Origin of the sequence: Stenotrophomonas sp. LM091, assembly GCF_001806305.1 — a bacterium.
In the GTDB taxonomy this organism is placed as follows: domain Bacteria; phylum Pseudomonadota; class Gammaproteobacteria; order Xanthomonadales; family Xanthomonadaceae; genus Stenotrophomonas; species Stenotrophomonas bentonitica_A.
In genome coordinates this window covers 2606366-2620988 of record NZ_CP017483.1, presented here as the reverse complement: position 1 = coordinate 2620988, position 14623 = coordinate 2606366, and the positions used below count along the sequence as shown (strand labels likewise).

Here is a 14623-nt window from a genome sequence, read left to right as displayed (position 1 = left end):
ACACCGATGGACAGCGCAGGCGCTGCGGCGCAGGCGATGGGCGCAGTTCGTGCGCGATGCGACGCCGGCTGAGCGCGCATCGGCGTGAATCATCGGGCGCGCTGGAAGGAGCGGACGGGGCGCAGTGTTCCACCACGAGCACGCACCGTCACACGCCGAATTGACCTGAACGCATCCCTGCCATGCGCGCGCAGTTGCTGGCCGAACCGGAGTTTTCGATATATCGTTCCGCCACTGCATTCGATATATCGAAATGACCTCTCCGCGCGACCTCGACCGCCCTGCCCGCCCGCTGACCGCCCGGCCCCTCAGCCGCGGTGATCTGCGCCTGCTGGTGCTGTCGCTGCTCGCCGACCAGCCGCGCCACGGTTACGAGCTGATCCAGCTGATCAGCGACATGTTCGTGCGGGTTTACACGCCTAGCGCCGGCTCGATCTACCCGGTGCTGGCGCAGTTCGAGGCCGCCGGCTGGGTCGGCGCGGTCGAGGAGGGTGGGCGCAAGCGCTACGCCCTCAGCGCGCTGGGCCAGGCCGAGCTGGAGGCACAGCGCGACGAGGTCGATGCCGCGGTGCACCGGGTACGCGACAGCGCGCGCACGATCACCAAGGCCAACCTGCCGCCGTCCGTGCGCGATGCGCTGCGCGAGCTCAAGCACGCGCTGGGCCTGTGCCATAGCCGCTGGCAGGACGACAACGCCGCCGCCGTGGCCGAGGCGCTGCGCGAGGCCGCCGCGCGGATCCGGGCGCAGGGCCGCTGACCCCCCTTCTTCTTTTCAGACCCAGCCAGCCTCCGCCCGCCAGGTCCTTCTCTCTCAACGCCGCGCTGCGGCACTGATCCAGGTATTCCCATGGCTCTGCATGAAAACCGACTGCTCCGTCATACCGTGAAGTTCCGCCCGCTGCAGGTGCTGCGCACCGAAGAGATCAGCCCGTGCATGCGCCGGGTGATCGTCGGTGGCGAGGCGCTGGAAGGCTTCGATTCGCCCTCGCCGGACGACCACGTCAAGCTGTTCTTCCCCAACGCCGAGGGCCAGTTCGTGGTCCCGACGATGACCCCGGAAGGCCCGCGCTACCCGGAAGGCCAGACGCCCTCCCCCTCGCGCGACTACACCCCGCGCTGGTGGGACCTGGAGAGCAACGAGCTGGCGCTGGACTTCGTCATGCACGGCGACGGCCTGGCCTCGACCTGGGCGGCCAACGCGCAGCCGGGCGATGCGATCGCCGTGGGCGGCCCGCGTGGCTCGCACATGACCGCCGATGACTTCGACACCTACGTGCTGATCGGCGATGAAACCGCGCTGCCGGCGATCGGCCGCTGGCTGGAGACGCTGCCGGAAGGCGCCAACGCCGATGTCTACATCGAGATCCCCGAATCCGGCGACCGCCAGGAGCTGCCGGAGGACGACCGCATCCGCATCTCGTGGCTGGAGCGCAACGGCTTCGACGCCGCCACCAGCACCCTGCTGGAAGACGTGCTGACCGATTTCGAGGAACCGGACGGCGACACCTTCTACTGGATCGCCGCCGAATCGCGCCGGGCCCGGATGATGCGCAAGTACATCGAGGGTCACCTGGGCGTGCCCAAGGACTGGATCCGCTCGACCGGCTACTGGAAGGCGCACGGCAGCGAGCACCACGACGACTGAGCCCGCGACGGGCACCGGCCGCGAATGCGACAATCGCGTTTTGTGCCGGTGCCTTTCATGCAAGCCCCTTCTCTTTCGGCACTGACCGATCTGATCGACCGCGCCGAGCGCGCCGATCCCGCGCTGGATGCCGCCCTGGCGGCGGTGGCGCCCTCCGTGGGCGGGAACATCGCCCCGCTGCGCACCGCCCTGGTGCCGTTGGCCCGCGCGCAGGCCGCGCTGGTGCAGGCGAACATCGATATCGACCTGGTCGCCGATGAGCTGCGCCGCTACCAGAAGTACGCGATGCCCGGTAAGCCGAGCCTGCAGATCGTGCAGCTGCGCAAGCAGCAGGCCTCGGTGAAGCAGGCCGCGCTGCTGGCCCGCCAGGCGTTCGCCCAGGCGACCCATGCGTTCCTGCGCGAGAGCGGCCTGACCGCCCCGGCACGCCGCACGCCGACCGATTTCACCACGCTGTGGCTGGGCAAGGTGATCGCGCAGGTGGCGGCGGGGTGATCATCGCCCCGGTGGCGGCGGCTTGATCGCGCTGGTATCCACGCATGGCGTGGATCTACCCCGGTCCCGTCAACGGTAGAGACACGCCATGCGTGGCTGCGCTTCGGCGGGATTCCTGGTTGCCAGCCAGCGGCCGGCACTACCGGGTATCGATCGGCCGCTGCGCAAAAAGAAAGCCCGCCAATTGGCGGGCTTTCTGCCTTCTCACGACGAGTGAGGAGAAACTCAGGCAGCCGGCTTTTCGCCAGTGGCCTCGGTGGTGATGCGGATGTTCACTTCATCGCTGACGTTCGGGGCGTACGCGCCGACGCCGAAATCGCTGCGCTTGAGGGTGGTGGTGGCATCGAAGCCCGCCGCCGGCACCTTGGCCATCGGGTGCTCGCCGCCGCCGTTGATGGTCACATCCAGGGTCACCGGCTTGGTGATGTCCTTGATGGTCAGGTCGCCGGTGACGGTCAGCTTGTTGGTGCCGTTGGCTTCAACCTTGGTGCTCTTGAAGGTGGCAGCCGGGAACTTGGCGGCGTCGAAGAAATCGGCGCTCTTCAGGTGCTCGTCGAACTTGGCGGTGAAGCTGTTCAGGCCGGTCAGCGGCAGCTTCACTTCCACGGTGGACTTGGTCACGTCCGCGGCGTCATACACCAGGGTGCCTTCGGCGGCGCCGAAGTGCGCGGTCGGGTGGGAGAAGCCGAAGTGGCTCCACTGGACCAGCACGTCGGTGTGGGTCGGGTCGAGCTTGTAGGTGCCCGAGGCGATCTGGATCGCATCGGCGGCCGGGGCGGCAGCCGCAGCGTCCGTGGCGGGGGCGGCGGTTTCGGTGGCGGCCGGCGCATCGGCAGCCGGGGCAGCGGCTTCGTCGGCCGGCTTGGAGCAGGCGGCGATGGCCAGGGTCAGGGCGAGCGGCAGCAGCAGTTTGCGGGTCACGGTCATGTCAGGTCTCTCTCGTAATCGAAGGGAAAAGAAAAAAAATTCATGCAGCCCATCCGCACGGACGGGCCACGATCCGGCGGTAACGCTTATGCGATGCGGGCCGCTTCGTCGAAGGACAGGCGAGGCAGCCGCGGGAACAGGCCCGAGGCGTCACCGTACCCCAGGTTGACGAGGAAATTCGACTTGATCGCGGTGCCCTTGAAGAAGGCTTCGTCGACCTTGGCGTTGTCGAAGCCGGACATCGGGCCGGCATCCAGACCCAGCGCGCGGGCGGCCAGGATCAGGTACGCGCCCTGCAGGCTGCCATTGCGGAAGGCGCCTTCGGTGCGGCCTTCACGCGGGCCATCGAACCATGCCTTGGCATCGGTGTGCGGGAACAGGAAGGGCAGCTTCTCGTGGAAGTCTTCGTCGAAGCCGACGATCACCGTGACCGGGGCAGCCAGGGTCTTGTCGTGGTTGCCCTCCGACAGCGCCGGGGCGAGCTTGGCCTTGGCTTCGGGAGACTTCACGAACACGAAGCGCGCCGGGCTGCCGTTGGCGGCAGTCGGGCCCCACTTGAGCAGCTCGTACAGCGCCTTGAGCTGGCTGTCGTCGACCGGCTTATCAAGGAAGGCGTTCTGGGTGCGGGCGGTACGGAACAGCTGATCGAGCGCAGCATCGTCAAGGACGTGGGACATGAAGCCTCCGGAAATAAGGGAATCGTTCGCGCATCGGCTACCGTGGCAGGGCGACAGCGCGATCGGCGAAGGCTGGCAGTGTAGAGTGTCGCGACAGTTGCAACACCCAGCCTGACTGAAACGAATTAATGCCATACGTGAAACGATGGAGTCCACCCTGGACGATCACTGACGGCCGTGCCGGCAATGTGCGGCAGGCGGTGGCCCTGGCCACGGCATTGAAGCTGGGGGCGCATCGTCCGCTGGTGCTCACCCCGCGTGCGCCCTGGCGCTGGCTGGCCCCGCGCTGGTTGCCGGGCGCGGCCAACGGCTACGGCGAGGCCTTTGCCGCACTGGCCGCCGAGGCCCCTGCGCTGGCCGTCGGCTGTGGCCGCCAGGCCGCCGGGGCACTGCGCGAACTGCGCCGCCGTGGCACCAAGGTGGTGCAGATCCTCGACCCGCGCCTGAGCCCGCGCCACTGGGACCTGCTGGTCGTTCCCGAGCACGACCGCCTGCGCGGCAGCAACGTGCTCACCCTGCTCGGCAGCCTCAATCCGGTCAACGATGACTGGCTGGCCTGCGGCCGTGCCGCGTTCGCTGCGTTCAGCGCCTTGCCCGGCCCGCGCACTGCGTTGCTGGTCGGCGGGCCGACCCCGCACGCGCCCTGGCACGAGCCGGACATGGTGCAGGTGTTCCAGCAACTCGCTTCGCAGCTGCGCGCCGAGGGGGGCAGCCTGCTGGCCACGACTTCGCGACGCACACCACCGGCCCTGGTCGGTGCGCTGCGCAGTGCGTTCGCCGATGTGCCGAACGTGATCTGGGGCGACGGCGGCGACGGCGTGAATCCGTATGCCGGCCTGCTGGGCTGGGCCAACCGCGTGGTGGTCTCGCCGGATTCGGTGAACCTGCTCTCTGAAGCGTGTGCCACGCGCATGCCGGTCGCGGTGGCCCTGGCCGAACAGGCGCAGGGGCGGCTGGCGCACTTCCAGCACGCGCTGCGCGAACGTGGCCGCTTGCAGGCGCGCTGGCTGGACTGGCAGACGCAGGGCCGCATCGAACCGTTGCGTGAGACCACGCGGGTTGCCGAGGACGTGCGTGCGCGGCTGGGGATTCAGGCCTGACATCCTTGCACAACGCTATGATGCGGCCGCGGCCGGTGCCGCCGGAGACCGTGTGACATGGACGTACCTTTCGCTGCCCAGATCAAACGCCTGCGCCCGCTTTTTCTTTGTGGCGCCCTGCTTGGCGCTGCGCTGACCGCGCAGGCCGAACCGCAGTGCGTGGAGCGTCATCCCACGCCGCAATCATTGGCGGCGATGTTCGATGTGGCATTGACCGCCGGGGAAACACTCGACGCGCTGGACGGCGTGGACGTGGTGATCATCGCCCGCGGTGGCCAGGACCTCAGCAAGTACGGTCTGCGCCATAGCCACCTGGCCTTCCTGTTGCGTGAGGCCGATGGCAACTGGCGCGCGGTGCACCTGCTCAACCACTGCAAATCACCGCAGTCCGAGCTGTTCCGGGAAGGGCTGAGTACCTTCATCGGTGAAAGTGGCAGCCATACCGATCTGCGCATCGGGGTGCCGACGCCGGCGGTTCGCAAGGCGTTGATCGCGATGCTCACCCCGCCTGCCATCCAAGCGCGTGCGCTGCATGAGCCACGCTACAGCGTGGTTGCCTACCCGTTCCGCGACGAGTACCAGAATTCCAATCAGTGGGTGCTTGAGGTGCTGGCCGCTGCACTGGCGCATGAGGACGACGGGACATTGCTGATCAAGCGCGCACAGGCGCAGGCCTGGCTGAAGGAGCGCGACTATCGCCCCAGTACGCTGCATATCGGCGTGGCCAAGCGGCTGGGCGCGCGCTTCTTCGTGCCGAATGCCGCGGTAACCGATCATCCCGCCAGCGAACGCATTTCGGGCAATTACTCGGTGGTGACCGTCGAGTCGGTGTTCGATTTCCTCGCGCAGCGTCACGCGCTGCAGCAGGAACTCAGCGTGGCCCACGTGCCGGTGGACGGCGCTGCGGCACCGAAACCATGAGCGCGTCATCCCCTACCCTCTCCAGGAACTGCGTCATGACGAAATCCCTTCTCTGCGCGAGCCTGCTCGCTGTGTCTGCGCTTACCGTACTGCCTGCATCGGCCGGCAATCTCAACGGCAATCAGGCCTCGGGCGTGAGCGCGGTGATCAGCGTCTACACCGTCTCGTTCATTGCCGCCTCGCCGGTGTTGCTGGTGGCCAAGGGGTCGCAGAGCGTCCGCGAAGGTTCCAAGCGCACCAAGCCTGATGCAAGCAAGGCCGAACCGCTGCCGCCGATGGCCGTGCAGCAGATCGATCGCCAGCCCGACGGCGGCTTCCACGTTGCGCTGCAGCGGCCTGACGCCCCCGATGCGACCGCGCTGATCGACTGGCCGGCACGCCCGGACAATCCTGCCGCGACGCTCAAGGTGGGCGATGTGCTGCATTTCGAGCCGACCGAGGTCGGTGCAGGCTGGACCGTGACGGCCGCCGACGGTGCGGCGTTGGCGTTCCTGCCGACGCCGGACGCGGCCGCCGGGCACTCCAGCGAGCGCTGGTAAGCGCCGGTTGCCCTCTCCCCTTTCTGTGAACGGAGTGATCAGATGAAACAGCTCTCCCCGCGCGTCATCGCCCCGGCACTGGTCGTGGCACTGTTCGCCGCCAGCCTGCCGGCCCAGGCGCAGTACTCCGTCTACCGCCACCCGGTCGCCAGCAGCGTGGCCGTGACCTCGGTAGTGAGCCTGGTCGTCGTCACCGCGCCGATCTGGCTGACCTCGGCCGGGATCGGCAAGCTGCACGACGGATCTGTCCAACGCAGCCGGGCGCGCGTCGCCCGCGCGGAAAAGGCCGGCCCGCTGCCGCCGCTGACCGTGGAGCGAGTCGAGCCCCAGGCCGATGGCGGCTTTCAGGTCGCGCTGAAGAACCCCGACGCGCCAGACGACCTGGCACTGCTGCAGTGGCCGGCCCGCAGCGACACGCCCGCGCCTGCCGTGGCAGTGGGCGATGTGCTGGCCTTCGAGCCGACGCCGGCCGGTGCCGGCTGGACGGTGACCGCGGTCGACGGCGCGGCCCTGGCCTTCCTGCCGACCACCGACGCTGCCGCCAGCAACCTGAGCGAACGCTGGTAGGCAAACCGGCCCGGGCTGGCCCCGGGCCGGCCAAGCCCGGATAATCCGCCGCTTCCCCCTATTCCCCCGGCTCGCCATGTCCGCGCGTCCTGCCATTGCCTTTGCCCCGTTGACCGTGCCGTCGCTGCTGCTGGCGGTGCTGGCCATGGGCGTGGTGGTGCTGGGCAGCAATGTACTGGTGCAGTACCCGATCAACGATTGGCTGACCTGGGGTGCCTTCAGCTACCCGGTGGCGTTCCTGGTGAGCAACCTCATCAATCGCCGCTTCGGCCCGCAGGCCGCGCGCAAGGTGGCCTGGGCGGGCTTTGCGCTGGCCGTGCCGCTGTCGATCTGGATCGCCACGCCGCGGATCGCGGTGGCCTCGTGCGTGGCTTTCATCGCCGCGCAGCTGCTGGACATCACCGTGTTCGACCGGCTGCGCCGTGGGCATTGGTGGCGCGCGCCGATGGTGGCAACGACCTGCAGCGCGACGCTGGATACGACGATTTTCTGGAGCATCGCGTTCGCCGGTTCCAGCCTGCCGTGGGTGAGCTGGGCGCTGGGCGATCTGGCGGTGAAGCTGACGATCGGCGTGTTTCTGCTGGCGCCGTTCCGCGCGTTGCTGTGGAAGATGGCACCGCGCACGGCGTAAGCGCGCTGCGGCCGTGCACTAGCTGGACAGTGCCCACGCGGGTGCAGCAGGCTATGGCGATGGAAACAGATGCCACCTACAAAATTGCCGTGGAGCGCCAAGTGCGCGCACGCCTGGCCGCCGGTGCTGCCACCCACACCGGCGTGCGTACGCGCGGGCTGGACTGGGTGGTACGTGAGGGGAAGACGGAACTGGCCAGCGCCGGACTGTACCCGCTGCGGGCTGCAGGTGGCTGGGCGGCAACGTTGACCGTGTACTGCCCCACGGCAGTGGCGTTCTGCAGGACGTGGGCCGACGGCACCGCGTCGGCGTTGCCCAACCCGGACATGCTGATGGCGGTGATGTCGACTGCCGGCGGCATGCCCGGCTTTGCCGGCCACAGTGGCGTGATCGTGCGGGCCGGCAACCACGATGCCCATGGACTGGCCCAGCAGCTGGTCGACCGCTTGGCCGATGCCTCGCTGACGCGCGCGTTGGCCTGGCGCACAGTGCCGGTTGCGTTGATCGATGACGTGGTTGCGCACAGCGCGTTCTACGCTTGGCCGCTGCAGACGGTGCTGTACATCGCCCAGCGCAATGGCCTGGCGGCTGATGACCCCATGCTGCGCGACGCGCTTCAGCGCCGCGCGATCCTGCGCCGTGGTGAACGCGACCGGGCCCTGGTGCAGCGTGCGCTGTCTGAGTAGAGCCACCCCATGGGTAGCTGCGCGATGCGGGACGATAGACAGCCGGGCAGAGCCCGCCTCTACGCGGGGTGCGGGGCCTGGAACGGCAGCCCTGCTGCATCGCTGGCCGCGATGATCATCGCGCGCGCGGCTTCCAGGGCGGGCGTCGGTGGCGCCAGGCGCGGGCGGCGGTCCAGCGTGCAGGCCAGGCCCACGTCCAGCAGCGCGGCATGCGCCTCGTGCAGGCCCTCGCGGGTGCCACCAGGCAGCCACGCAATCGCCGCCAGGGCGTCGATCAGGCTGGGGGTATCGCGCGGTTCCACCACCTGCGGGTGCGTGCCGGCGCTGTCGAGCACGCCGGTCTGCAGCAGGAACTCCAGATCGACGATCCCACCCGCGCCCTGCTTGAGGTCGAGCCGCGCCGCGTCGCTGCGGTCCAGCTCGGCACGCATGCGCGCGCGCATCTTCAGCACGTCGGTGTAGAGCACGGCATTGTCGCGCGGGCGTGCGAGGGTATCGGCGCGCACCCGCTCGAAGTCGGCCAGCAGCGAGGCATCGCCGGCGATCGCGCGGGCGCGCACCAGTGCCTGGTGCTCCCAGGTCCAGGCGCGTTCGCGCTGGTATTCGGTGTAGCTGGCCAAGGAGGAGACCAGCGCACCCTTGCCACCGTCCGGGCGCAGGCGCACGTCGATGTCGTACAGGCGGCCGGCAGCGGTGACCGCCCCCAGCATCGCCATCACCTTCTGCGCCAGGCGCGCATACCAGCGGCCGGGATCGAGCGGACGCGGCCCGTCGCTGCTGACCTGTCCGGGCGGATGGTCGTGCAGGAAGACCAGATCCAGATCCGAGCCGAAGCCCAGCTCCAGTCCGCCCAGGCTGCCGTAGCCGATGATCGCGAAGCGTCCGCCCGGAATACCGCCATGCTGGCGCTGCATGTCGGCCTGCACCAGCGCAAGTACGGTGACCACGACCGCCTGGGCAAGCTCGGCCAGCTGCCGGGTGGTATCGACCGCTCGCTGGCGGCCATCCAGCGTGGCCATCGCCATCCGGAAGCTCAGCGCCAGCCGTGTCTCGTTGAGCAGGCGCAGCGCGGCCTCGGGATCATCGATGGTCAGCGCGATATCGCACTCGGCCTGCATGCCTGCCGCATCCGGCATCGGCCCGGAAACGCGCACATCAAGCAGTTCGTCGAGCAGCAGAGGATAGGCAGCCAGCCGCTCGGCGAGCAGGGCGCTGCGGGCGAGCACATCGACCAGGCGTGCGAGCGCGCTGGGTTGTTCGTCGAGCAGGGCCAGATAGCTGGTACGGCGCATGACCGCTTGCAGCAGGCCGAGCACGCGCTTGAGCGCGGCATCCGGCTGCGGGGAGCGTGTAGCGGCGTGCAGCAGTGCCGGCAGCACGCGGTCCAGGCGCGTACGCGGGGCATCGGACAGCGACTTCACCCCGGAACTCTGCGCGAAGTCGCGCAGGGATTGATCGGCACTGCCGGCATCGAAGAAGCCGGCCTCGGCCAGCACCTCGGCGCTGCCGTTGTCGGGCAGGCCCCGCCAGTAGCTGGCCAGTGCATCCGGCGCGGCCTGGCCACGGCGCGGTGCGAGCAGCGCGGCGAACTCGGTGCTGACCCGCGCGCGCTGTACATCGAGCGCGGCAACCAGCGCCTCCCAATCTTCGTAACCAAGACCGGCGGCGATGCGCAGGCGGTCCGTGGCGTCGGTGGGGAGCGCGTGCGTCTGCGCGTCGCGCAGCATCTGCAGGCGGTTCTCCAGGCGACGCAGGAAGCCGTAGGCATGCAGCAGGTCGGCACCGTCCTGTTCGGCCATCTGGCCGGAGGCGACCAGTGCCGGCAGCGCGTGCAGCAGGCGACGCTCGCGCAGCGGTGCCTCGCGGCCACCACGGATCAGCTGCAGGGCCTGTGCGAGGAATTCGATTTCGCGAATGCCGCCGGGGCCGCGCTTGATGTCGTCGTGCATTTCCCGACGCGACACTTCGGCGGTGATCGCGGCCTTCATCTCGCGCAGACCATCAAGCGCGGTGAAATCCAGATAGCGGCGGTAGACGAATGGGCGCAACGTCTGAAGCCACGCTTCGCCCGCCGCGATATCACCGGCGACGGCGCGCGCCTTCAGCCAGGCATAGCGCTCCCAGTCGCGGCCTTCGCGCTGGAAGTACTGGTCCATGCCGGCGAACGACAGCGCCACCCGCCCGGCGTTACCGAACGGGCGCAGGCGCAGATCGACGCGGTGGCTGAAGCCATCCACGGTGGTGTCATCCAGCAGCCGCGCCAGGCGCTGGCCGAGGCGTGCGAAATACTCTTCGGCCGCCAGCGGACGCGCACCATCGGATTCGCCGCCCTGCGGGTAGGCGTAGACCAGATCCACATCGGAGCTGAAATTGAGTTCGCCACCACCGAGCTTGCCCAGCCCGAACACGACCAGCTGCTGCGCACTTCCGTCGGCAGCGCGGACCACGCCATGGCGGCCGGTGAATTCCTGCTCCAGCGCGGTCAGCGCCAGTTGCAGGCACGCCTCCGCCAGGTGGGTGGCGCCGGCCAGCGTCGCAGGCACGTCATCCTGCCCGGTCAGGTCGCGCCAGATCAGGCGGGTGGAGGCAGCGGTGCGGTAGCGGCGCAGGCGCTGCTGCCATTCGCTGGGCTGCAGCGGATCCAGCTCGGGCAGCGGCAGCGGTGGGCAGCCGTCCTGGGTGAGGTGGGACAACAGCGCCGGCTGGCGACACAGCGTGTCGATGGCGAAATCGCTGGTGACGGCCAGGGCGCGCACGGTGTCCAGTACGGGAGCCGGCGGCGGCCAGTGGCCGGCCTCGGTCAGCGACAGGGCCAGGCGCGCCAACGCGCGATCAACCAGGGGAACAAGGGCGTCGGGGACGCGCGCGGGCGCGGCGAGATCAGAAATCGGCATGGGGGGATTATGTGGCATCGCGGCGTGGCGGTCCCCGGCCAGACGCCATCGCGGTAACGCGGTCATCGACCGGCGCGTGACCGCATCGTCGAACGGCGCGGCGTACCTTTCACCGAACGGCGGGAATAAAAAAGCCCGCTTGCAGCGAACTGCCAGCGGGCTCTGCTCCCTCCCCCACGTCGGGATGCAGGTCGATCTTCTAGGGTCGGCGGAGAACTTGCACGCTGCACTGCAAAACAATACTTGCGGGTACAGAAGTAGGCGGCAAACCTGAACAGGGAGGCGGCGATGTGAAAACGCCATCCCACCAAGGTAGAACCCCTGCGGCTGCATGGATCGCCGATAATGGGGATCCCCCCAGAAACGTTGTCGTCATGTCTGTCGATCGCATTGCAAACGCGCGTCTGCGTGACCGCGTTGTCTCCCCTGAAGCTGCCGCCGCCCTGATCCAGCCGGGTGAAACCGTCGCCATGAGCGGCTTTACCGGTTCAGGCTACCCCAAGGCGGTGCCGGTCGCGCTGGCGCAGCGCATCGAGGCGGTGCACGCCCAGGGCCTGCCCTTCCAGATCAGCCTGATGACCGGCGCCTCGACCGCGCCGGAACTGGATGGCGCGCTGGCCAAGGCCGATGGCATCGCGATGCGCATGCCGTTCCAGAGCGACCCGGATGCGCGCAACCGCATCAACGAGGGCAAGCTGGATTACATCGACATCCACCTCAGCCATGTCGCCCAGCACGTGTGGTTCGGTTTTTACGGCGAGATCGACACGGCGGTGATCGAGGTCTCGGCGATCCGCGAGGACGGCTCATTGGTGCCCTCCACCTCGGTCGGCAACAACAAGACCTGGCTGGACCTGGCCAAGAAGGTGATCGTCGAGGTCAACGAGTGGCAGCCGGCCGGCGTGGATGGCATGCACGACATCTACTACGGCACCGCGCTGCCGCCGCACCGCAAGCCGATCCCGCTGGTGCACGCCAACGACCGCATCGGCGAGACCGCGCTGCGCTGCGATCCGGACAAGATCGTGGCGGTGGTGCGCACCAATGGCCCGGACCGCAACAGCCCGTTCAGCCCGATCGACACCACCAGCGAGCAGATCGCGCAGTACCTGATCGAGTTCCTCAAGCACGAAGTAGCCAAGGGCCGCCTGCCGGCCAACCTGCTGCCGCTGCAGAGCGGCGTGGGCAACATCCCGAACGCGGTGCTGGCCGGGCTGGCCAAGAGCGGCTTCCGCGATCTGAGTGCGTTCACCGAGGTGATCCAGGACGGCATGCTCGACCTGCTGCGCGACGGCGTGCTGAGCTATGCCTCGTGCACCGGCTTCGCGTTGAGCCCGCAGGCGAACGAGACCTTCAAGGAGCACATCGATTTCTACCGCGAGCGCATCATCATGCGCACGCAGGAGATCTCGAACCACCCGGAGCTGGTGCGCCGCCTGGGCTGCATCGGCATGAACGGGATGATCGAGGCCGACCTGTACGGCAACGTCAACTCGACCCACGTGATGGGCAGCCGCATCATGAACGGTATCGGCGGCTCGGGCGACTTCGCGCGCAACGGCTTCCTGTCCGCGTTCCTGAGCCCCTCGACGGCGAAGAACGGCAGCATCTCGGCGATCGTGCCGATGGTCAGCCACGTGGATCACACCGAGCACGATGTCTCGGTGATCGTCACCGAACAGGGCCTGGCCGATCTGCGCGGGCTGACGCCGCGCAAGCGTGCGCGGGTGGTGATCGACAACTGCGCGCACCCGGATTTCCGCGATCAGTTGAACGATTATTTTGACCGCGCCAGCCGCGAGAGTTACGGCAAGCACACCCCGCATCTGCTGCCCGAAGCGCTGTCGTGGCACCAGCGCTGGCTCGATACCGGCACGATGAAGGCGTGATGGTGCACGGTACCGACCAACGGTCGGTACCTACCGGGGCGTTCTGTTTCCGGGTCGCGATGTAGGGACCACGACGTTCTCTTTCCGGGTTGTGCCGGCCGCTGGCCGGCTCCACGCATTACCGTCCGCAAGCCCGGATGCGCGTTTGGTACATGCGGAGCTGGCCAGCGGCCGGCACTACCGTACAGCGGTACGCAGGCTCGCCAGCGACTCGGCCTGCAGCCGCTCGTAGATGGCGAACTCGTCCTCCACCTTCATGCCCAGCGCCTGCTCGAAGGCATCGCGGTTGGCATGCGCGGCATAGGCACGCTGTTCGTCGCCGCCCAGGTTGGACTGGAAGATGCCTGCGGCGCTGACCGGCAGGAAATCTTCGTAGACGATCGGGTCGGCGCTGGCCAGGCCCGCGGCGATCAGCGCTTCGGCCGGCAGGTCGCCGACTGCGGCCGGGGTGGCGCGGCCAGCATCGGTCAGGGCGTACCGGTAATAGCCCAGGCCTTCGCGGCGCAGGGTGTCGTGGTCATCCGGGAAGGCGCTGAATGCCGCCGCCAGGCGCGTCGGATAGTCCTGGCCGGTACTGCCGGCGCCGCCGCTGTCGCGCGCCTGTGCCAGCAGCTGGTCATACAGCGCGCGGCCCTTGGGTGTCAGCGCGAGGCCGCGCTGTTCGATCTCACCGAAACGCGCGGTATGCGTGCCGGCGTCGCCTGCATCGCCAGAGGGGAACTGCACGGTTTCTTCCAGCGCCTTGAAGCTGGTCTGGCGCAGGAGGATCGGGCAGCGGCGCGGTGGCGGACCTTCGATCACGGCCTTGGCATCGATGCCGCGTGCAAGCATGCCGGACTGCGCAGCGTCGATGTCCAGCGTGCGCGGGGTCAGGTGGTTGATGTGCGGGCCGCGGAAGCTGACCACATCGGCGATCAGCCGGTGCGCGTCGTGCAGCGCGTGGTAAGTGGCGAGCGAAACCGTCGCATCGCCATGCCAGCGGAAGGTCTCCAGCGCTTCGATGACGAAGCGGCGCGCATCGGCTTCATCCAGGCCACCCTCGCGTTCTGCCTGTTCGATCAGGGCCAGCGCGGCATCGGTGAAGATCCGGCGCTGGGCGAGGATGGCAGCGGACTGCTCACGCAGCGCGACATTCTCGATCAGCTCCAGCCGCAGCAGCGAGGTGAACACGCGGAACGGGTTGCGCGCCAGCGCCTGCGCGGTGCGTGGGCGGAAGGCGGTGGAATGCACCGGCACGCCGGCCACCGAGAGGTCGTAATACCCCACCGGGTACATGCCCATCAGCGCGAACAGGCGGCCCAGCGTGGCCAGTTCTTCCGCCGTGCCGACCCGGATCGCGCCGTGGCGCTCCTGGTCGAGGCGGGCGCGTTCGTCGGTGCGGTCCAGCTGTTCGGCCAGCGCCGGGTTGGCGGTCAGCACGGCGTCGTTGATCTCGGCCACCAGGTCGACCAGCGTGCCGTACAGCGGCACTTCGGTGCGGTACATGGTGGACATCGCCTGGGCGAACAGGCTGCGGATATCGTTGGGTGAAACGAAACGGTCGGTGCTCATGACGTACTCGGCAACGGATCACGGGGAGGGACAGCAGTCGGCCATTGTCGCCGAGGCGGTGGCGCGCGGCGATCTGCACAGCAGCAAAGGTGAGCGACGGG

At 68.4% G+C, this 14623-nt stretch carries 14 protein-coding genes; 10 read left to right on the top strand and 4 right to left on the bottom strand.

All coding sequences use genetic code 11. From position 1 onward, the window contains the following. Positions 1 to 253: 253 nt before the first annotated feature. The 3 genes from BIZ42_RS11405 (at position 254) to BIZ42_RS11395 (ending at position 2140) form a co-directional block, all read left to right on the top strand. On the top strand, positions 254 to 757 hold the full coding sequence (locus tag BIZ42_RS11405) for a PadR family transcriptional regulator (RefSeq protein WP_070426503.1): 504 nt from the start codon (positions 254 to 256) through the stop codon (positions 755 to 757). Between the two features lie 90 nt (positions 758 to 847). Beyond that, on the top strand, positions 848 to 1645 hold the full coding sequence (locus BIZ42_RS11400; RefSeq protein WP_046272875.1) for a siderophore-interacting protein: 798 nt from the start codon (positions 848 to 850) through the stop codon (positions 1643 to 1645). A 57-nt stretch (positions 1646 to 1702) separates the two neighbouring features. Next, positions 1703 to 2140, top strand: a complete 438-nt coding sequence (locus BIZ42_RS11395; protein ID WP_070426502.1) for a hypothetical protein — start codon at positions 1703 to 1705, stop codon at positions 2138 to 2140. 225 nt (positions 2141 to 2365) lie between these two features. Here BIZ42_RS11395 and BIZ42_RS11390 read toward each other — a convergent pair whose 3' ends face one another. Both BIZ42_RS11390 and BIZ42_RS11385 read right to left on the bottom strand, forming a co-directional pair. Continuing rightward, complete coding sequence (locus BIZ42_RS11390; RefSeq protein WP_083279845.1) at positions 2366 to 3067, bottom strand: YceI family protein; 702 nt, start codon at positions 3065 to 3067, stop codon at positions 2366 to 2368. A gap of 86 nt (positions 3068 to 3153) precedes the next feature. After that, on the bottom strand, positions 3154 to 3744 hold the full coding sequence (locus BIZ42_RS11385; RefSeq protein ID WP_019186197.1) for a malonic semialdehyde reductase: 591 nt from the start codon (positions 3742 to 3744) through the stop codon (positions 3154 to 3156). Positions 3745 to 3872: 128 nt separating this feature from the next. Here BIZ42_RS11385 and BIZ42_RS11380 point away from each other — a divergent pair, with 128 nt between their 5' ends. The 6 genes from BIZ42_RS11380 to BIZ42_RS11355 all read left to right on the top strand — a co-directional run bounded on the left by BIZ42_RS11380 (position 3873) and on the right by BIZ42_RS11355 (position 8188). Next, positions 3873 to 4844 carry a mitochondrial fission ELM1 family protein gene (locus BIZ42_RS11380; protein WP_070426501.1) on the top strand — a complete coding sequence of 324 codons (972 nt, stop codon included), beginning with the start codon at positions 3873 to 3875 and terminating at the stop codon, positions 4842 to 4844. Positions 4845 to 4901: 57 nt separating this feature from the next. After that, entirely contained in the window at positions 4902 to 5765 is an 864-nt protein-coding gene (locus BIZ42_RS11375; RefSeq protein WP_070426500.1) for a DUF2145 domain-containing protein, read from the top strand. Positions 5766 to 5800: 35 nt separating this feature from the next. Next, complete coding sequence (locus BIZ42_RS11370; RefSeq protein WP_070426499.1) at positions 5801 to 6304, top strand: hypothetical protein; 504 nt, start codon at positions 5801 to 5803, stop codon at positions 6302 to 6304. Positions 6305 to 6346: 42 nt separating this feature from the next. Continuing rightward, on the top strand, positions 6347 to 6871 hold the full coding sequence (locus tag BIZ42_RS11365) for a hypothetical protein (RefSeq protein WP_070426498.1): 525 nt from the start codon (positions 6347 to 6349) through the stop codon (positions 6869 to 6871). Between the two features lie 76 nt (positions 6872 to 6947). Continuing rightward, positions 6948 to 7502 (top strand): queuosine precursor transporter, encoded by a 555-nt coding sequence (locus BIZ42_RS11360; protein ID WP_070426497.1) that lies wholly within the window; start codon positions 6948 to 6950, stop codon positions 7500 to 7502. A gap of 59 nt (positions 7503 to 7561) precedes the next feature. After that, positions 7562 to 8188 carry a hypothetical protein gene (locus BIZ42_RS11355; protein ID WP_156785734.1) on the top strand — a complete coding sequence of 209 codons (627 nt, stop codon included), beginning with the start codon at positions 7562 to 7564 and terminating at the stop codon, positions 8186 to 8188. A 59-nt stretch (positions 8189 to 8247) separates the two neighbouring features. On the opposite strand, the gene glnE is transcribed toward BIZ42_RS11355, so the two are convergent. Next, complete coding sequence (gene glnE / locus BIZ42_RS11350) at positions 8248 to 11082, bottom strand: bifunctional [glutamate--ammonia ligase]-adenylyl-L-tyrosine phosphorylase/[glutamate--ammonia-ligase] adenylyltransferase (RefSeq protein ID WP_070426495.1); 2835 nt, start codon at positions 11080 to 11082, stop codon at positions 8248 to 8250. Between the two features lie 374 nt (positions 11083 to 11456). Between glnE and BIZ42_RS11345 the strand changes: the two genes are divergently transcribed. After that, entirely contained in the window at positions 11457 to 12971 is a 1515-nt protein-coding gene (locus BIZ42_RS11345; protein ID WP_070426494.1) for an acetyl-CoA hydrolase/transferase family protein, read from the top strand. Positions 12972 to 13148: 177 nt separating this feature from the next. Here the strand turns inward: BIZ42_RS11345 and BIZ42_RS11340 are convergent, their stop codons facing one another. Further along, a complete protein-coding gene (locus BIZ42_RS11340) occupies positions 13149 to 14522 on the bottom strand; it encodes a VOC family protein (protein WP_070426493.1) in 1374 nt (457 codons plus the stop codon). Positions 14523 to 14623: the final 101 nt, after the last annotated feature.